General features: G+C 66.5%; 16 protein-coding genes and 7 tRNA genes. 9 read left to right on the top strand and 14 right to left on the bottom strand.

Annotation, left to right across the window (positions count from 1 at the left end; translation table 11 throughout):
* Positions 1-50: 50 nt before the first annotated feature.
* Positions 51-1,061: a LacI family DNA-binding transcriptional regulator gene (locus EV646_RS33790; RefSeq protein WP_132155955.1), complete on the bottom strand. Its 1,011-nt coding sequence runs from the start codon at positions 1,059-1,061 to the stop codon at positions 51-53.
* A 347-nt stretch (positions 1,062-1,408) separates the two neighbouring features.
* Between EV646_RS33790 and EV646_RS33785 the strand changes: the two genes are divergently transcribed.
* The 7 genes from EV646_RS33785 to EV646_RS33755 are packed head-to-tail and all read left to right on the top strand — an operon-like array spanning position 1,409 to position 10,518.
* A complete protein-coding gene (locus EV646_RS33785; protein WP_158291097.1) occupies positions 1,409-3,040 on the top strand; it encodes an ABC transporter substrate-binding protein in 1,632 nt (543 codons plus the stop codon).
* A gap of 17 nt (positions 3,041-3,057) precedes the next feature.
* On the top strand, positions 3,058-4,131 hold the full coding sequence (locus tag EV646_RS33780; protein ID WP_241996501.1) for an ABC transporter permease: 1,074 nt from the start codon (positions 3,058-3,060) through the stop codon (positions 4,129-4,131).
* Between the two features lie 3 nt (positions 4,132-4,134).
* Complete coding sequence (locus EV646_RS33775; protein ID WP_132155950.1) at positions 4,135-5,040, top strand: ABC transporter permease; 906 nt, start codon at positions 4,135-4,137, stop codon at positions 5,038-5,040.
* A complete protein-coding gene (locus EV646_RS33770; RefSeq protein ID WP_132155948.1) occupies positions 5,033-6,037 on the top strand; it encodes an ABC transporter ATP-binding protein in 1,005 nt (334 codons plus the stop codon). The genes EV646_RS33775 and EV646_RS33770 overlap by 8 nt, the downstream gene beginning before the upstream one ends.
* Positions 6,030-7,031 carry an ABC transporter ATP-binding protein gene (locus tag EV646_RS33765; protein WP_132155946.1) on the top strand — a complete coding sequence of 334 codons (1,002 nt, stop codon included), beginning with the start codon at positions 6,030-6,032 and terminating at the stop codon, positions 7,029-7,031. The genes EV646_RS33770 and EV646_RS33765 overlap by 8 nt, the downstream gene beginning before the upstream one ends.
* The gene (locus tag EV646_RS33760) at positions 7,028-8,572 is read left to right on the top strand and encodes a GxGYxYP domain-containing protein (RefSeq protein WP_132155944.1); all 1,545 of its coding nucleotides are present in this window, start codon (positions 7,028-7,030) and stop codon (positions 8,570-8,572) included. Before EV646_RS33765 ends, EV646_RS33760 begins: the two co-directional genes overlap by 4 nt.
* On the top strand, positions 8,569-10,518 hold the full coding sequence (locus EV646_RS33755) for an alpha-L-fucosidase (protein WP_132155942.1): 1,950 nt from the start codon (positions 8,569-8,571) through the stop codon (positions 10,516-10,518). Before EV646_RS33760 ends, EV646_RS33755 begins: the two co-directional genes overlap by 4 nt.
* Positions 10,519-10,619: 101 nt before the next feature.
* Here the strand turns inward: EV646_RS33755 and EV646_RS33750 are convergent, their stop codons facing one another.
* From EV646_RS33750 to EV646_RS33700, 13 genes are all read right to left on the bottom strand, one after another.
* Complete coding sequence (locus tag EV646_RS33750; protein ID WP_132155940.1) at positions 10,620-10,814, bottom strand: hypothetical protein; 195 nt, start codon at positions 10,812-10,814, stop codon at positions 10,620-10,622.
* A gap of 40 nt (positions 10,815-10,854) precedes the next feature.
* Positions 10,855-10,937, bottom strand: a tRNA-Tyr gene (locus EV646_RS33745).
* The gene (locus EV646_RS33740) at positions 10,938-11,369 is read right to left on the bottom strand and encodes a methyltransferase family protein (RefSeq protein WP_132155938.1); all 432 of its coding nucleotides are present in this window, start codon (positions 11,367-11,369) and stop codon (positions 10,938-10,940) included.
* A gap of 19 nt (positions 11,370-11,388) precedes the next feature.
* Positions 11,389-11,477 (bottom strand) — tRNA-Ser (locus EV646_RS33735).
* A gap of 151 nt (positions 11,478-11,628) precedes the next feature.
* Entirely contained in the window at positions 11,629-12,825 is a 1,197-nt protein-coding gene (locus tag EV646_RS33730) for an RtcB family protein (RefSeq protein ID WP_132155936.1), read from the bottom strand.
* A 25-nt stretch (positions 12,826-12,850) separates the two neighbouring features.
* Positions 12,851-12,943: transfer RNA gene (locus tag EV646_RS39110), tRNA-Ser, on the bottom strand.
* Between the two features lie 122 nt (positions 12,944-13,065).
* Positions 13,066-13,512 (bottom strand): HNH endonuclease, encoded by a 447-nt coding sequence (locus EV646_RS33725; RefSeq protein WP_132155934.1) that lies wholly within the window; start codon positions 13,510-13,512, stop codon positions 13,066-13,068.
* Between the two features lie 88 nt (positions 13,513-13,600).
* Positions 13,601-13,677: transfer RNA gene (locus EV646_RS39105), tRNA-His, on the bottom strand.
* Positions 13,678-13,679: 2 nt separating this feature from the next.
* Positions 13,680-13,753: transfer RNA gene (locus tag EV646_RS33720), tRNA-Arg, on the bottom strand.
* 92 nt (positions 13,754-13,845) lie between these two features.
* Positions 13,846-13,921 (bottom strand) — tRNA-Pro (locus tag EV646_RS33715).
* Positions 13,922-14,544: 623 nt separating this feature from the next.
* Positions 14,545-14,913, bottom strand: coding sequence for a hypothetical protein (locus EV646_RS33710; protein WP_132155932.1), 369 nt, complete (start codon positions 14,911-14,913; stop codon positions 14,545-14,547).
* Positions 14,914-15,327 carry a hypothetical protein gene (locus EV646_RS33705; protein ID WP_132155930.1) on the bottom strand — a complete coding sequence of 138 codons (414 nt, stop codon included), beginning with the start codon at positions 15,325-15,327 and terminating at the stop codon, positions 14,914-14,916.
* Between the two features lie 171 nt (positions 15,328-15,498).
* Positions 15,499-15,756, bottom strand: coding sequence for a hypothetical protein (locus EV646_RS33700; protein ID WP_132155928.1), 258 nt, complete (start codon positions 15,754-15,756; stop codon positions 15,499-15,501).
* A gap of 216 nt (positions 15,757-15,972) precedes the next feature.
* Between EV646_RS33700 and EV646_RS33695 the strand changes: the two genes are divergently transcribed.
* Together EV646_RS33695 and EV646_RS33690 are read left to right on the top strand one after the other, a co-directional pair.
* Positions 15,973-16,048: transfer RNA gene (locus EV646_RS33695), tRNA-Thr, on the top strand.
* Positions 16,049-16,476: 428 nt separating this feature from the next.
* Complete coding sequence (locus tag EV646_RS33690; protein WP_199237355.1) at positions 16,477-17,925, top strand: tyrosine-type recombinase/integrase; 1,449 nt, start codon at positions 16,477-16,479, stop codon at positions 17,923-17,925.
* Positions 17,926-18,344: the final 419 nt, after the last annotated feature.

Genomic DNA, 18,344 nt, shown 5'->3' with positions numbered 1-18,344 from the left:
AACGTTCACGGATCGGCGGACCGATCCCTTGGCCGAGCATGGTCATGCGATCAGGCCGACGCCCGTACGACGAGATCCGGCCGGACCCAGGCGCCGTCGCTGGTCGGCGGGTCCTGACCGGCCAGCATCCGGGCCACCTGGTCGACTGCCAGCCGGCCGACCTGGCCCTTGTCGATCCGCACTGATGTCAGCGTCGGGGTGATCAGTTCGCCGAGGGTCAGCCCGTCGAAGCCGATCACGGCGATGTCGTCCGGAACCCGCAGGCCGCGCTGCTGCGCGGTCCGGATCGCGCCGACCGCGATCAGGTCGTTGAACCCGACCACGGCAGTCAGGTCAGGATGCGCGTCGAGCAGCTCGGCCATCGCCACCTCGCCGCCGGCGACGTCGTGTGAGCTCCAGGCCACCCAGCCTTTGTCGACGGGCAGGTTGTGCGCATGGATCTGGTCGAGGAAGGCCAGCCGCCGCAGACTCGGGTTGTCGGCCGGGGCACCGTCCAGCATCCCGATCCGTTCATGGCCTTGGGCAACCAAATGGGCGACGGCCTGCCGCATCCCGTCCGTCACGTCGATGCCGACCGAGCCGAACCGGGTCTGGTCCGGTCCGCGTTCCAGCAGCACCAGCGGAAGTCCGGTCAGATGCTCGGCCAGCAGCTCGTCGCCGCTGTCGAAGTAGCCCACGATCGCGTCGACCTGGTGCGACAACGTGTCGAGTGCCTCGATCTCGGCGTCGGCGCTGCCGTGGGACTCGGCGACGATCACCTGCCAGCCGCGTTCCTTGGCGACCTCGAGGACGCCGGCAGCGACCTCGGGGAAGTACGGGTTGGTCAGGTGGGAGATGACCAGGCCGACGGTCACCGCACCGCGCCGGCGCAGCCCGCGGGCGAAGCGACTCGGCCGGTAGCCGAGCGTGCGGGCGGCCTGCAGGACGCGTTCCTTGGTCTCCGGATCGATCTCGTCCTTGTCGTTGATCGCACGGGACACGGTCTGCCGCGACACACCGGCGAGGGCGGCCACGTCGTGAATGGTGGCCCGCCCTGCCTTGATCTGCTCGCGTCCCGGCACTGCGCCACCCGTCCTGGTCTCGTCCGTCCCCGCCGCATCATACGGCCGGCCTCCTTTGCGGAGCCCTCCTGTCGAATCATCGGAGGACTTGAGGCTGACATTCGCCAACCCGCCCTGTCAAGGCTGCTGTCGCCGTCCTGATTCCGGTCTATCGCTGAAACGTGCGCAAAACAAGGCGAAGACGAGCTGTTGACATTCCGGATCGCCGGTGGCCATAGTGTCGAGCAGTGGCCGGGAACGTTCACGTGATCGTGCCCGTCGCCGAAAAATTCGCCTGCATTCGGCCGAGACATCCGATGTCTCGCCGTACTGTGGCACGCCCGCCTCTCCCCGAAAGGCCGACAAGCATGAGGAAGACCCTGTGGCTGGGTGCGGTGACGCTCGGCCTGACCCTGGTGGCGGCCGGCTGCACCAGCGGCGCCACCCAGCCGAAGAGCGCCGCGGCGAGTGGCACGCTGACCGTCCAGGCGCCGAACAGCCCGCCGACCTTCGTCGACAACTTCAACCCGTTCACCGGCGAGGCGCCGGGGCTGAACATCATCTACGAACCGCTGGTCGCGTCGAACCGGGCCAAGGGCGGCCAGCTGGTGCCCTGGCTGGCGGAGTCCTGGACGTGGTCGGCCGACGGCCGGACGGCGACATTCAAGCTGCGGCCGGGCGTCAAGTTCTCCGACGGCTCGCCGCTCACCGCCGAGGATGTGCGGTGGACGTACGACCTTCGACTGAAGAACCCGAAGGTCGGCGGAGCATCGTACCGCGCGGTCGCGATCACCGGTAAGGACACCGTCGCGGTGACCTGGAAGGACCCGGCGTACCAGCAGCTCGGCGACCTCCAGGACATCCCGATCATCCGGCAGCAGCTGTGGGCGAACCGCAACCCGATCACGTACGTCGACAAGTCGCCGGTGGGCACCGGTCCGTTCAAGCTGACGAAGTTCTCGCCGCAGGGCGTGACGATGACCGATCGCGCCGACTACTGGGGTGGCGCGTTCCAGGTGCAGAACCTCAAGTACGCCGCTGCGACGAGCGCCAACATCCAGACCCAGTTGCAGAACGGCAGCATCGACTTCTGCACGTGTGACGTCGACGCGAAGAGCTACGTCGCCGGCGACCCGGGCAAACGGAAATTCCTCATGGCCTGGGACGGCGCGGTCGTGTCCGTGCTGCTGAACAACGGCAAGGCGCCGTTCGACGACGTCGCGGTCCGCCGGGCGTTCGCACTCGCCGTGGACAACGAGGCTGTGGCGAAACTGAGCTCGAGCAAGCTGCCGATCATCCAGGCACCCGCCAGCCCGTCCGGCCTGAACCACCACGTGTACGACGGCTGGATCGCGCCGGACCTCTCGGCGCCGCGCAAGCAAGACGTGTCGGCGGCCAAGCAGGCTCTGGCGACCGCCGGGTACACCGTGCAGAACGGCGTACTGACCAAGGCGGGCAAGCAGTACCCGGTCCGCTACGTGGCGCCGAGTGATACGCCGTTCCTGAAGACGGTCGCGCAGTTGGTGGTCGAGCAGATCAAACAGAGCCTCGGCATCAACGTGCAGCTGGTCGGCGGGCCGGGATCGAACATCTCGGCCGCGATCAGCAAGGGCAACTACGACATGGCCGGGAACTGGCTGTCCAGCGGTCGTGGCATCTATGCGGCGATGAACCAGTTCAACGGAACTCTGACCGCACCGGTCGGGACCGATGCCGCCAGCAACCCGATGCGGTTCAAGAACGCCGCGTTCGACAAGTTGCTCACGCAGATGTCCGGCACTGACGACGAGGCGACCCTGAAGAAGCTCGGTCTGCAAGCGCAGGCGATCTTCGCCGACCAGGTGCCGACGATCCCGCTGTTCGACTCGGGTGCGGCCGGAGTGGCCAACACCGCGCGGTGGACCGGCTGGCCGGACGCGGAGAAGCCCGACTATCTGGCGAACACCGGCTCGGGCACCGAGTTCATCACCACGCTGAAGAACCTCAAGCCCGCCGGCTGATCAAGAAGGAGGTCGGCGTGACCGATCCGATGATGGCATCCGAGGCCGCGCTCGCCGAACCGGCCGCAAAGGAGCAGACGGCCAGGCCGCGGCGGCGTACGTCGTACCTGGGCAAGCGGCTGGGGTTCTACCTGCTGGTCACCTGGGTGGCGGTCACGCTGAACTTCTTCATCCCGCGGCTGATGCCGGGTGATCCGGCGACGGTGATGATCGCCCAGATCACCCAGCGGACCGGGCAGCCGCCGAACCCGGCGACAGTGGAGTCGATCCGGTTGCTGTTCGGCAGCCCGGACCAGTCGCTGATCACGCAGTACTGGGGTTACCTCGGCCAGCTGATCCACGGTGACCTCGGGCTGTCGATCAGTCAGTACCCGGTCCCGGTCGCCGATCTGGTGATGTCGGCGCTGCCGTGGACGCTGATGCTGGTCGGCAGCGCGACGGCGCTTGCCTTCGTCATCGGTGTCGGGCTGGGGATCCTGGTCGGCTGGCGTCCGGGCCGCGGGCTGGACTCGGTCGTGACGCCGCTGTCCACCGTGGTCGGCGTCGTACCGTACTTCTGGGTCGCTCTGCTGGCGGTCTGGATCTTCGCGGTGAAGTTGCGCTGGGCACCTGTCTCGGGCGGTTACGCGCCGGATGCGACGCCGGGCTTCAATCTGCCGTTCATGGCAAGCGCGCTGGGCTACGGGGCGTTGCCGGTAGCAACGATTGTGTTCTCGGCTTTCGGCGGCTGGGTGTTCGGGCAACGGAACATGATGGTCACCACGCTGAGCGAAGACTACGTGCTGCTGGCCCGGGCCAAAGGGCTCCCCGGCTGGACGGTGATGCTCAGGTACGCCGCGCGCAACGCCCTGCTCCCGAGCGTGACCAACTTCGCCCTGGCGATCGGCGGACTGGTCGGTGGGTCGCTGCTGACCGAGATCGTCTTCTCCTATCCCGGGATGGGGTTCCTGCTCTTCGACGCCGTCTCGAACCGCGACTACCCGACTATGCAGGCGGTCTTCTTGCTGATCACCCTGACCGTCCTGCTCGCGAACTTCTTGGCCGACTCGCTGTATGTCCTGCTCGACCCGCGGACCAGGGAGGCGAGCTGAAACATGGTGCTCCGATTCCTCTCCGGCTGGAAGGTTCGCGCCGGACTGACTGTGTTCCTGCTCTTCTGCCTGCTCGCACTCCTCGGTCCGTGGTTCTGCAGTTCCGTGCTGCACATCAGCCCGACCGCCCTGGACGTCGACTCGGTCAGTACGCCGCCGAGCGCCGGCCACCTTCTCGGTACGACGGCCTCGGGTCAGGACGTCCTCGCGCAGCTGATCACCGGTGCGCGGCAATCGATGATCGCCGGTCTGGTCGCCTCTGTCCTGGGCACTTCGATCGCTGTCCTGGTCGGTGTCACGGCGGGCCTGGCCGGCGGTGTCGTGGACTCGGTGCTCACGGCACTGACGAACGTCTTCCTGACCATGCCGGCGTTCGCGTTGATCTTCGTCATCAGCGGCTACACCCAGGGCGGCGGTCCGGTGGTGATCGGCATCATCATCGGCATCTTCGGCTGGGCCGGCGGCACCCGGGCGCTTCGCTCGCAGACACTGAGCCTGCGCAACCGGGACTTCGTCGTCGCGATGCGGATGCTCGGGGAGAGCCGGGTCAGGCTGGCACTGGTCGAGGTGCTGCCGCATCTGATCGGCTGGATCTCCGCGATGTTCCTCGGTGGATTCGTCGGCGGCGTGCTGGCTGAGGCCGGGCTCGCGTTCCTCGGGTTGTCGTCGGCGTCGACCGTCAGTTGGGGAAGCATGATCAGCGAGGCCCAGCAGGGCAACGCGCTGCTCGGTGGCATGTGGTGGTGGTTCGCGCCGCCCGGCCTGTGTATCGCGTTGCTGGGGGCATCAGTGACGCTGGTCAACTTCGGCATCGACGAAATCTCCAACCCACGGCTGCGCAACGCTCGCCGCACACTGGTCCGCCGCGCCCGCCAGGCCGCGGTGAAGGGGGCTGACTCTGATGAGTGACGACTTGCTGGAGGTCCGTGGGCTCACGGTCGAGTACGTCGCCGAAGGCGGCTCGGTGCGGGCGTGTGACGACGTCTCGTTCACGGTCCGGCGCGGTGAGATCCTCGGTGTCGCGGGGGAGTCGGGGTCGGGCAAGTCGACGCTGATCACTGCGCTCACCCGGTTGGAACGGCCGCCTGCGGTGACGACGGCCGGCCAGATCCTGTTCCGGCCGCACGGTGTCGCTGAGCCGATCGACCTGGTGCCGCTGACCGAGAAGCAGTTGCGGAAACACCGCTGGCGTGACCTGGCGATCGTCATGCAGAGCGCGATGAACGCGCTGAACCCGGTGCTGCGACTCGGTGCACAATTCACCGACGTACTCCGGCACCACGACCGAGGACTCGGTCGCGCCGGTGCGGAGCGTCGTACTGAGGAATTGTTGTCGTTGGTCGGACTGACCGCGGCGCAAGCTCGGAGCTATCCGCATGAGTTGTCCGGAGGGACACGACAGCGGGCGACCATTGCGTTGGCGTTGGCATGTGGTGCGGATCTGGTGGTGATGGACGAGCCGACCACCGCGGTGGATGTGGTGATGCAGCGGCAGATCCTGGCCAACGTGCTGCGACTGCGTGACGAGCTCGGGTTCGCGGTGGTGCTGGTCACGCACGATCTGTCGTTGCTGGTCGAGCTGGCTGACCGGATCGCGATCATGTACGCCGGGAAGATCGTCGAGGTCGGTACGGCGCACGACATCTACCACCGGCCCTCGCACCCGTACACGGCCGGGCTGCGGGCGTCGTTTCCCCCACTGCATGCGCCGGTCGAGCGCTTGCACGGCATCCCGGGCACGCCGCCGGATCTGCGCCGGCTGCCGTCCGGGTGTGCTTTCCATCCGCGCTGCCCGAAGCGGTTCGAGCCGTGCGACAGCGTCGTACCGCGGCTTTCGGCGGTGGGCGATCAAGAGGTCGCCTGCCATCTGCATTCTCACGATCGGTCGGAGGTTGTCGATGCCTGATCCGGCGGTACTCGAAGCGGTGGACGTGAGCATGCGGTTCACCGTGCGCGGTGGGCTCGGACGGACCGCGACAGTACGGGCGCTCGAGCACGTCAGCCTGCGGCTGCATCGCGGCCGGACTGTCGCGCTCGTGGGTGAGAGCGGCAGCGGGAAGACTACGCTCGCCCGCCTCTTCGCGCTGATGTATCAGCCGACCTCGGGGGAGATCCGGCTCCGGGGCGAACCGGTCGGAGTACGGCGGGGCAGTACGGCGCGGGCGTACTACTCCGAGGTCCAGATGGTGTTGCAGGATCCGTTCGCGTCGCTCAACCCGATGCACACGGTCCGCCACAACCTCCGGCGGGCACTGCGGCTGCACCATTTCGACGGTGATCTGGAAGAGCGGATGCACGAACTCCTGCGCCGGGTCAGTCTGACGCCGACGCAGGACTTCATCGGGAAGCTGCCGCACGAGCTGTCCGGCGGGCAGCGCCAGCGAGTCTCGATCGCCCGGGCGCTGGCCGTGGCGCCGAAAGTGCTGCTCGGCGACGAGCCGATCTCGATGCTGGACGTGTCGATGCGGCTCGACCTGCTCAACCTGCTGGCTTCCTTGCGAGACGAAGAAGGGCTGGCGCTGCTGTACATCACCCACGACATCGCCAGCGCGCGGTATCTCGCCGAGGAGATCTGCGTGATGTACGCCGGTCAGCTCGTCGAGGGCGGCCCTGCCGAGCAGGTGATCCAGAACCCGCAGCATCCGTACACGAAGTTGTTGCTCGAGGCATCGCCCGATCCGGCGCGCACGGTGTCGGCGGCCGGCCAGTCGTCGTTCCTCCCGATTGCGGATGCGGGAGAGCCGCCGAGTCTGATCGATCCCCCGGGTGGTTGCCGCTTCCATCCCCGCTGCCCGGTCGCCAAGGCCGAGTGCCGCACCGCCTTCCCGGCTCGTACATCGGCCGCGGATGGCCACTGGACCAACTGCTGGCTCTACACGTCAGAGAGTGAGGCTTCATGAAGCGCAGACTGCTGGTGGCGATCACCGGCTTGGCAATGGCATGCAGTGCTCTGGTACCTGCGACTGCCTCAACGACTGCTCCCGCGGCCGCTGTCGCCTTGCCGCAGGGCACTTCGTTGCGGTCGCTGGCCGCCATACCGTCCGCCAATCTGACCGGTCGCGCCGATGGTGTGCTGGTCGCGTCGTTGCAAGGCCTGGTGGCGAAATCCTCGCCGGACCAGATCTTCATCGACGAGGGTGGGCCGGGTGCTGCCTGGCTGAGCGACCTGCAGACGACGTACGGCATCACGGTGTCCGCGGCGACCTCCTCCTCCGACCTGCTGCGCAAGTTCAAGAAGTACGTCCGGGGCTACCTCCTGTACGACTACGCCGCGAATCCTCAGTCGGTGAATGTGGCAACTTCTTTGAGTGGACCGCTGCATGCGTTGCCGGTCGATCGGTCGCAAGAGGCGCAAGTACGTGCCCTGGGCATCACGTCAGAGCTGATGGATGTCTCGGACAAGACCGAGAAATGGGCCTACAGCAACTACAAGTCCTTGTTCTCGACAACCATCGCGGCTGAGCTGAACCCGGAGATCTCGTACCACCTGCGCGACTACGCGACGCTGACGAATGCGTTCACGTTCTACGACGGTGTCACCTCATGGCGTCGCAAGGTGCTTGCGGACCTCGCGCCGGGCGCGACGCTGATGGGGTACGGCAACAGCGAGTCCGACATGATCAAGCAGGCCTCGGAGCAGGGTGTCACGTCCATCCCGTCGGATGTCGCGCCGAACCTGGCCGCGTTGAGCTCCGTGCGCGGGGTGGACCTGCGACAGAAACCGTTGCCTGCTGCCACTACTGCCAAGAAGCACTATGTCTCGTTCGTGATCAGCGACGGGGACAACGTTGCCTACAACCTGTGGAGCATGAAGGAGTACCGGGACAGCCCGGACCGCGGCTTCTCGGACGTCGGCTACGGCATCAGCCCGTCACTCGCCGACCTCGCTCCGTCCGCGATGGCGTCGTACTATCGCGACGCGTTGCGCGGGGCAACGTCCGAGGACTTCATCGCCGGGCCGAGCGGTACCGGTTACACCTATCCCAGCCGGATGCCGTCGGCCGACCTCGATCGCTACGTCACCCGGATGAACTCCTACCTCGGCCGGGCCGATCTGGGCATCGTCGAAATCCTCGAGGACCAGAACGTCTTCAACCGCGGCTCGTTGTGGACGAAGTTCCTCAGCCAGCCGAACACGGACGCGCTGTTCTACTTCGGTCCGGACGCCAACGGCGGCATCAACTGGTACGACGGGAAGCCGGTCGTGGCCCAGCGCGACGTACTGTGGCAGGGCCTGACCGAGGAACAGCAGCTGATCGACAACATCAACTCCCGGCCGGCGGATCCCACCTCGGCCGACGGCTATACCTTGGTCCTGGTGCATGTCTGGACCAAGAACCTGACCGCGATCAAGACCGTGGTCCAAGGGCTCGACCCCGATGTCGAGGTGGTCACTCCGACCGAACTCGTCCAGCTGATCAAGGAGAACAAGGCTCGATGACTGACAACCTGTGGGTCGAGGTCGGCCCGGACGACAGCCCGGAGGAGCTGCGTCACAAGGCGTCTCTGGTCCGGCCGGCGCCACGTCAGGTGGCCTGGCAGCGGCAGGAGCTCATCGCCTTCGTGCACTTCGGTCCGAACACTTTCACCGGTCTGGAGTGTGGCACCGGGCTGGACGATCCGGCGGTCTTCAACCCCACGTCGCTGGACTGCGATCAGTGGGCACGAGCGCTGGTGTCGGCCGAGTTCAAAGGGGTGATCCTGACCGCGAAGCACCACGACGGATTCTGCCTCTGGCCGAGCCGGTATCTCCCGCACACGGTCACCGCCAGCCCGTTCCAGGGTGATGTGGTTGCCGAGTTGGCCGCCGCGTCGAAGGCGCACGATCTGGCCTTTGGTGTCTATCTCTCTCCGGCCGACCTTCACCAGGCGAAAGCTGGTTGCTATGGAAACGGCAGTGCGGTGGTTGAGTCGGTCATCCCGACTCTCGTCCCCGGTGACGACCGTGCTGCGCTGGTGGAGTCGGGTGAGCTGCCGTCGTTCTCGTACGCCGTTGACGACTACAACCGGTTCTACCTGAACCAGCTGTACGAACTGCTCACGCAGTACGGGCCGATCTCCGAAGTGTGGCTGGACGGGGCCGACCCGACCGGGACCGCGCAGACCTACGACTACGACGCCTGGTTCGATCTGGTCCGGCGGTTGGCGCCGGAGGCAACGATCGCGGTCGGCGGGCCGGATGTGCGGTGGGTGGGCAACGAAAGCGGCTACGCGCGGTACTCCGAGTGGAGCGTCGTACCGTTCACGGGGACGCCCGGTGAGTTGCGGAAGAGCCTGGTCACTTCCGATGAGGCGGAGGATCTGGCCGGCCCGGACGTGCTGGCCAAGGCGGACTATCTCAAGTGGTATCCGGCCGAGGTCGACGTCTCGATCCGGCCGGGATGGTTCTACCACCCTGAGCACGACGACTCGGTGAAGTCGGTCGCGCAACTCCTGGACATGTATCGCAATTCGGTCGGGCGCAACGCGGTGCTGCTGCTCAACATCCCGCCGGATCGACGCGGTCTGATCGCCCCGCCGGATGTCGAGCGGCTCGCCGAGTTCGGCTCGACGCTCCGGTCGGCGTACGGGAGTGGGGATGCGAGCACCTTCAACGTGGTCGGGTTGCAGGAGGACATCACCCACGGTCAGCAGGTCGAGGCCTTCGCGGTCGATGCCTTGGTCAACGAGTCGTGGGTGCAGATCGCCGCTGGTACGACGGTGGGGCATCGGCGGTTCGTCGTACTGGACGAGCCGGTGACGTCACCTGAGGTTCGGGTTCGGATCCTGGCTGCTCGGGGTGATGCGGAAGTGTCGGTGTCGCGCCACTTCGACCCGACCGTGCCGGTGGCTCGGACTTTCGAGAGCTTCGAGGCGGCGTGCGACAAGGTCGGAGTCAGTGACGACGCGGATCCTGGTGCCGCTGATCTGGACGGTGCCGGGATGAGTCTGTCCGCGCAGGCGCTCGCGGCTGTGGGCGTCGTACCGGGTGGGGTCATCGAGCATGCGGGATTCAGCTTCCGCTGGACGGCCCGGCATGTTGCGGCGGACGGTCAGCGGATCAGCTTGTCGGGCAGCGGTAGCCGGATCGGCATCTTGCTCGCGGGTACGGCCGATCGGAGCTACGGACCGGGGCTTGTTCGTTACACGGATGGCACTTCTGCCGAAGTTCCGTTCCTGGCGTTGGACACCCTGGGTCAGGGCGTCTACCCGCCCGGCGCCGAGGAGGTCATCGTGATGCCCTACTACAACTCATCGGCGGGACGCGTGGATCGCCCGGCTCGGGTCGGGTTCTGCCAGGCTGCGCTCGATCCGTCCAAGACGCTCGCGTGGATCACGCTGCCCCGGTACGGCGATGGTGGCCCGACGCAGCCCCGCGCCCACATCTTCGGAATCGCCATCGCCTGATCGTCCCCCTGCCTGGAGTGGAACCCGGCCTTCGGAGGGCCGGGCGAGAATCCGTCACCAGGGTCGTACGCCGCGGGACCCGGCCCGCGGCGTACGGCGTACTACTCCTCGACTGAGACGACGCGGACCCAGTCGGAGCAGTCGGCTTCGCACCAGACGTGATCGCCGCGGTGGGCGATCCGGTCGCGCTGTACGTGCCCGCAGGCGAGCCGTACCCGGCGCAGCGCGTGACCTTGGCTGACCGGAGCACCGGTCCTACCGCCGGGCACTCGCTTTCTGTTCCTGAGGTCGGCCATGGCCGGTCCTCCTCTCTAGTTGTGTTGAGCTTGTGTTGAGTGCAGGAGGCAGGATTCGAACCTGCTCAGCGCGTGGCAACGGCTTTACAAACCGCCCCGCCTCTCCCACGGCGGCGCTCCTGCTCATCGCGTGGGGACGTACCGGCCGACCTTTGCGGCGTAGCGCTCGTACTCGTCCCCGAAGTGCTGTTCCAGCCGACGTTCCTCACGTACGACGTCCAGGCGCAGCCCGGCGCCGACGGCCGGCAACGTCGCCAGCATCCACCCGGAGCCGGTGATCAGCCCGATCCCCAGTTGCAGCAGGCCCCATCCGACATACATCGGATTCCGGCTGACGGCGTACGGCCCACTGGTGACGAGCCCTTCGGGCTTGGCGAGATCCGTATTCCCCGCTGCCTTCAACGAACTCGCGATCACCAGACTTCCCGCGGCGACCAGCGCCCACCCGGCTCGTGGCCGGCTCTTCAGCCTCCACCGGCGGACCTGCTCAAGCGCGACCCCAGCCGCGATCCCGGCCAGGCTCGCCTCCGGTACCGGGATGTTCCGAGCCCTCATGCTCTCCAGGTACCCAGTGCGGTGAGAGCGAGATTCGAACTCGCGAGCCGGGCGCACCCGACCGACGGTTTAGCAAACCGCTGCCCCTGCCCACAGGCGGACCTCACCAGAACATGTACCGAACAACGGGTAGTAGTCCCCCGACTCGAGCGTCCAGCCGCCCAGCCACGCTGGACGACTCAGCCACCCGCCCACTACTACCCGTTCGTCGGTACGTCGGCGGCCGCCGTCTCCCCTGACGACGGCGGCCGCCGTACTGCTAGCCCTTGACGCAGATGACCTGCTTCAGATGGGCGACTACCTCGACCAGGTCGGACTGGGCGGCGATGACGGACTCGATGTCCTTGTACGCCGCGGGGATCTCGTCGATCACCCCGGCGTCCTTGCGGGACTCGACCCCGGCAGTCTGCGCGACCAGGTCGTCGACGGTGAACCGGCGCTTCGCCTCGTTGCGGCTCATCCGCCGGCCTGCCCCGTGCGAGGCCGAGTAGAAGGACCGCTCCGAGCCGAGACCGCGGACGACGTACGACCCGGTGCCCATCGACCCCGGGATCAGCCCGAGATCCCCGAGCCCCGCCCGGATCGCGCCCTTGCGGGTGACGAGCAGGTCGAGCCCGTCGATGTGCTCCTCGGCCACGTAGTTGTGGTGGCACGAGATCGGCTGCTCGAACCGCACCTCCTGCGCGAACGACTCCCGCACCGCCTGCATCACCAGGGCGAGCATCACCGCGCGGTTGCGCGACGCGTACTCCTGCGCCCAGGTGAGGTCCCGCCGGTACGCGTCCATCTCCGGCGTACCGGACAGGAAGACGGCGAGGTCACGGTCCGGCAGGTCCGCGTTGTGCGGCAGGGCCCGCGCGATCCGCATGTGCCGCTCGGCGAGTTCCTTGCCGATATTGCGGCTGCCCGAGTGCAGCATCAGCCATACGCGGTCCTCGTCGTCGAGGCAGACCTCGATGAAGTGGTTGCCGCCACCCAGCGAACCCATCTGCTGCTTGGCCTTCTTCTCCCGGTCCTGCACCCCGTCGTGCAGGCTGGTGAAGGCACCCCACAGCTTGTCCCACCGCTGCGGGTCGAGCCCGAGCTTGCGGACGCCGACCAGGTGCTCGTGCGCCCGGAACCCGACCGGTACGGCGGCCTCGATCCGCGACCGGATCGCCGACAGGTCGTCCGGCAGGTCCGCGGCCGTGAGGGACGTGAGTACGCCCTCCATGCCACACCCGATGTCGACCCCGACCGCGGCCGGCGACACCGCCTGCTTCATCGCGATCACCGACCCGACGGTCGCGCCCTTGCCGAGGTGGACATCCGGCATCACACGTACGCCGTGCACCCACGGCAGCGCAGCGATGTTCCGCAGCTGCTGCCGAGCCTGCGCGTCCACCTCATGCTCCCGAGCCCACATGAGCGTGGAGCTCTTCGCCCCACTCAGCTCCACCGGAAACTCCACGTTCATCTCCTCACTCTCCTCTATTGATCTGCGGCAGAGCAGGGTCTTGAACCCTGACGCCCCGTTGAGGGACAGACCGTTTTCGAGACGGTTGCCGATAGGCCGAAACTCGGCTTACTCTGCCCGGCTGGCGTGAACCAGCTGCCAGGGCAGGGGTCGAACCTGCGGGGCCTCGGGTCAGAACCGAGGGTGGGTCACCGGCGCCCACCTGGCATCGCGCTGACGCGGCACCGGGAGGGTGACGCGTCAGAGCGCTAACTCAGCACGCGAGGGGATCCACGGCTGCCACCGCAGCGGCATACCGGCCTCCTCGGGCGTGCGTGAGCCCTTCTTCTCGTTGCAGGATGCGTGCGCGGCCACAGCGTTCAGCCATTCGCCGCGTCCGCCGCGGGACCGCGGTACGACGTGGTCCATCGTGGTGGCACCCGATTTGCCGCAGTACGCACAGGTGTACTTGTCACGCTTCAGTACGCCGGCCCGCGTGTACTGCAGTCGACCGGAGGCGTAGCGCCACTTGGTCACGACGTACCGGACAAGACGCAGTACGCGGGGGAGAGGGAACGGGCCGATGCTCGCGCCGTCGTGGGCTTCCTCGACAACGGCGACCTCCCGGACGAGCATCCGGATGGCGTGCGGGATCGACACGACATGCAGTTGCTCGTACGAGGCGTTGAGCACGATCACACCGCTCATGTGGTTCCTCCTCCCCTCCAGTGTGCCTGACAGCGCGCCGCCAGGTCGGTGATCTCGGTGTCGGTCGTGACGGCCGTCGTACCGGATGTGGGGTGTCCGGCGGGGCTCGAACCCGCTTCCTCCGGGGCCACGTCCCGGCGCATCGCCCGCTTCCGCTTCGGACACAGCACGCCCGGCAGGACTCGAACCTGCACTCCCCGGCTTCGTAGGCCGGTGCTCTCTCCTGTTGAGCCACGGGCGTCCGGTGCCCTGCGCCGGATGTGGAGCGGATTTCCGTCGCAGGGCACGTTCGTGGCGCCCGCTCGGCCGGTAGCAGAGCATCCTGCGGGCGCCTGGTCCAGCTGGAGGGACTCGAACCCCCGTCGTCCTCATCCCAAATGAGGCGGCCTAGCCACTGGCCCACAGCTGGTCGACGTCCCCGGGGATTTGCGAGCCCCCGGGGACGACGGTCTGCCCGGGCGTCCCCGGGCGTCTTCCCCGGCGCACGGGCGGCGCCGCAGGGAAGGTCTCCCGGACCGTCCGCGGCCCGGGAGAAAATGCGATAAATGTCCAGTTGTCAATTGTTCGAGCCGGTATCCGTGAATACCGGAAAAAGCATCGGTGGAAGGAATCGAACCCTCGCGACGCGGGTTTGGAATCCGGTCGGCAACCAGTGCGCACCGACAAAACCGGAGTGGGGTAAAAGAAAAGAGCCGCCTGGCGCCGGATGCCCGGCTCAGACGGCTCCTGGGATGATCTCCCGCTGGAGATCACACAGGTGGGCCGCCCGCACTCGGGCTCAGCTCCTCGTCGAGCTGGTGGTAGAAGACGCTTTCGGGCACGGATCGCAGGCAGGCCGACAAGGCCATGGTGGCTTGCCGCCATGCCTTTCTCGGGTCCCGTCCGCCGTACACGATCTCTCCTCAGGTCAGTAGTCCTTGCGGGCATTAGTCTCACCCATCCCGCACAACCAAGTCAACGCATTTCCCACATTAATTGTTCCCGCCGCCATTTCTTCGGACGTACGACGCCGACGGCCGGTTCCGCGGCCTGCTATCCGGGACGCACCTCGGGCTGGTCGCCGCCTTCACGGACTTCGTCGACAACGCGGCTGACCATGCGCTTGTCCTCGACGACGCGCAGGCCCCACAGAGTCCGGATCGGGTGCGCATCGGCGTAGATGTCGAGTTCCCGGTGGATGGTGCGCTCCAGTTCGTCGAGGAGCGAATCGCGCCACCGGAACGGCACCAGCGCCGCCGGCCGTTCGGCGAGGATGCAGCTGAGCAGTTCCTCCTCCATCGTGAGCTTGGCAGCGAGCTTGGCCCGGGCCTGAACGGCTTCGTCCTTGGCGAGTTGCTCGTCCGGGTTCCGTGGGGTGGTGAGACGCCCTTCGAGCTCGGTCAGGTAGATCGTCGGCCGCAATCACGCGCCGGGCCCGTCCGAGGGCGGTGAGAGCCAGCTTCTCCCGGCGCTCCTCGTCGGCGATGTCGAGGCCGGCCAGGATCGCGCCGCCGCGAGCCCGGCCTGGGTGGCCGCCCACGCGAGTGCCTCACGCTCTGTGGTGGCGCCGTACTGCTCGACCACGTACTTGACCCCCTTTTTCGGGTCCAGCGAGGCCTCCGCGCTGAGCTCGACCGTTCCTTTGAAGTACAGCGTCTCGCCGGGGAACTCGACCGCCTTGGACACGCCGACGGTCAGCGCCGACAGGGAGACCGACTTGCCCTTGGCCAGGTCGTGCTTCACCTTCCAGGGCGCGTACTCGATGCGCAGGACCATTCCGCCGACCCCGATCGGGCCGCTGAACTCGACGGACGGCGTGACTCTGCTCGGCGTCACATCCAGGCTGCCCTTCAGTTTGGTCTCGTGGGCGAACTTCTGCTCCGGCTCCGCCTTGGCGACGCTGATACTCCCCTTCTTGGCATCAGCGTCCCGCGCTCGGTGTCGAGCTTGGTGCCGCCGAACGCGCCGGAGACTTTGGTGTCACCATGGCCGAAGCGTTCGCCGAACTCACCCTTGAACGTCAGTTTTCGGCTTGACCGAGATGCCTGGCGCGAGCTCCGCCTCACCGACCGGAAAGCCATAGTCGATCGACGCATTCTTCACCTGACCGGCGACCCCGTCGAAGAGCGAGGCGGCCGCCTGATTGCCGGCCGACCGCTGAAGATCGAGTACGGCGGGCTGAGCGGCGGGCTCGTTCGTCTCGGTGCGCGTCACCGGCACCGTCCGATCCGGAGCATCCTTCGAAGCCAGCGCGGGATCATCCACCCGACAACCTTGGCTCGCCCCCGCCGCCCCCACCGCCATCCGCGCCGCCCTTGGCGACACATCCCCTGCACAACCGGGCACTTCTCGGCGTACGACGTACTGGCATCAGCCCATCGACCGGCGCCAACGTGAGCCCGATCACGCCTGCCGGCGCTATCCGATTCGGAATCACCCCCACCCAGCCGCTACACTCTTGCCTCGGCCCCCGGGCCACCCGCCGCCTTAGCTCAGTCGGCAGAGCGTCTCACTCGTAATGAGAAGGTCGTCGGTTCGATTCCGACAGGCGGCTCCACCTCTGACCTGCGGAAACGCAGGTCGGACCCCTCCTCCGGGCAAGCTCCGTGGAGCCATTCGTGGATCCAATGCCCTTTACGATCCGGCTTGTGCAGAAGAAGACCAGCCCGAAGAAGCACCAACCGGGAGGGATTCACCCGTTGCCGTCCGGCTCCCTCCGGGTCCGCGTGTACGCCGGCATCGACCCTGTCAAGAAGAAAAGCTGTACTTGGAGGAGACGGTCCCGGCCGGGCCGGACGCCTGGGATAAGGCTGAGGCGTTGCGGGCAGAGTTCGTCGCAGAGGTCTACCAGCGGCGTCACCCTCGAACCGATGCCACCGTTGAGCAGTTGATCGAACGGCACATGAAGGATGGGACCTTCGGTACGAAGACGCGAAGAACTACCGCAGTCAGGCCGATAAGCACATCTTGCCTTGTATCGGATCCGTGAAGGTTCGCCGAGTCGATGCTGAGGTCATCGAGTCGTTCTACTCCGAGCTTCACCGCTGCAACGATCACTGCGATGGGAGACCTCGCACCGATCACCGAACGGAGCGCCCGCATGACTGCGATGGCCGCTGCAAGCCGCACAAGTGTGGCCCGCTGAAGGAATCCAGCATCCTCTATATTCACCAGATCCTCAGTGGAGCATTCCGACGCACGGTGCGCTACAAATGGATTCCGATCAACCCCATGGGCTTCGCCGAGGCGCCTGCCGCGCCGAAAGCTCGGCCGCCGTCTGTATCCGAGACTGCACGCATCCTTGCCGAGGCATGGAAGGACCCGGACTGGGGGACGCTCGTCTGGCTGACAATGATGGGCGGCAATCGGCGGGGCGAGCTGTGCGCCATTCGCTGGAGGCATGTGGACCTCGACCGGGAGGTGATCCATGTTCAGCGGGCCATAGGGCAGTACGCAGGCGAGACCTGGGAGAGCGACACCAAATCAGAGAGCGACCGCCGAGTTGTGCTGGACCCGGAGACCGTCGCCGTCCTCGAAGAGCACCGTCAGCGCTGCGAACAGCGCGCCGCAGCCATCGATGTCAAGCTTTCGGACGATGCGTTTGTCTTCTCGCGAGAGCCGGACGGATCTCGCCATTTGAGGCCCGACTCAGTGACTCAGCGCTTTAGTCGTCTGGTCGGTCGTCTGGGTATAGAGACGTCTATCCATAAGCTGCGCGCGTACAACGCGACCGAGCTGATCTCAGCCGGGTTTGACCTCCGGATCGTCGCTGGTCGCCTCGGGCACGGATCCGGTGGCGTCACAACGATGCGCCACTATGTCCCCTGGGTGTCGGAGGCAGACCAGCGGGCGGCCGGCCCTATGGCTGTACGGGCTCCAGCGCGCCCGCTGACCGGCGCGCTACCGCCTATGGTGCCTTTCGAAGCAAGGCATCCCTTCGAGTACATCGCGGTCCAGCTGCGCGACGACATCTACCAAGGACGGCTGCCGATCGGAACTGCGATTCCCTCAGTGAAGATCCTGGCGCAGGAGCTATCTGTCGCGCGGTCGACCATCCATCGCGCCCTGCACCTACTTAAGGAATGGGGACTGGTTCGAGTTGTGCCCGACCGGCCAACTCTGGTCCTTCCAACAGCACCACTCACAGACCAGCCACTAACTGCGGACGGGAGTGTGCCTGCGGAAGGACCGATTGCAGAGGATGACCGCCTCGCCAGGCAGGTCCTCGAGCTGGAGGTTCGCAGACTCGGCACTCTGGTGACGACTCTCAGGGCGAAGGTCGCGGCGGATGATGACGATTCGCTTCACCGACTTCTGGTGGGCGCTATCAGACGGCAAGGGGGACTCCCAGCCGAAATCGAGGACTATGAGCTCGTTGTTCGGCTGCCGGGCGAGGCCAAAACCCTGGCTACCTATGTCGCGCTAGCTCCCTGACCTCCGTCGACAGATGCGCGACACTAGGCCGCGAGATGATCTGCGACAGCCGAAAGCTCGAATCGCGGCATGTCAGGATGCTCTGGCGGCGGAGAACCGATTCGTGATTGGTCCGCGGTTGCCCGACGGTTCGTTCCGACTTTTGCGCGTGCCGGACGGTCTGGCCCTGAGTGCTCGATCGTGGGATGACGTGTGGGCTGCATGTCCCGAGTTCAACGTCCCGTGGCGTGCCGTCGGCTTCAGTGACTTGGTCGTCCGCCAGCAGGCGCTCGACGTGTGGGGAGATCATCCCGACATGCCGTCATGAGCGTCAACGCGCGGAACGCGGCAGATGAGTGCGATTGAGGGGGACGGCCAACGGGTCCTGGTGGATCATTGGTCAGTAGACCGACTCATAGACCGGTGGCCGAAGTTGTCCA

The organism is Kribbella antiqua (assembly GCF_004345665.1).
Lineage (GTDB): Bacteria > Actinomycetota > Actinomycetes > Propionibacteriales > Kribbellaceae > Kribbella > Kribbella antiqua.
Note: the sequence above shows the minus strand (reverse complement) of the source record. Positions and strands in the feature narration are given on the sequence as shown.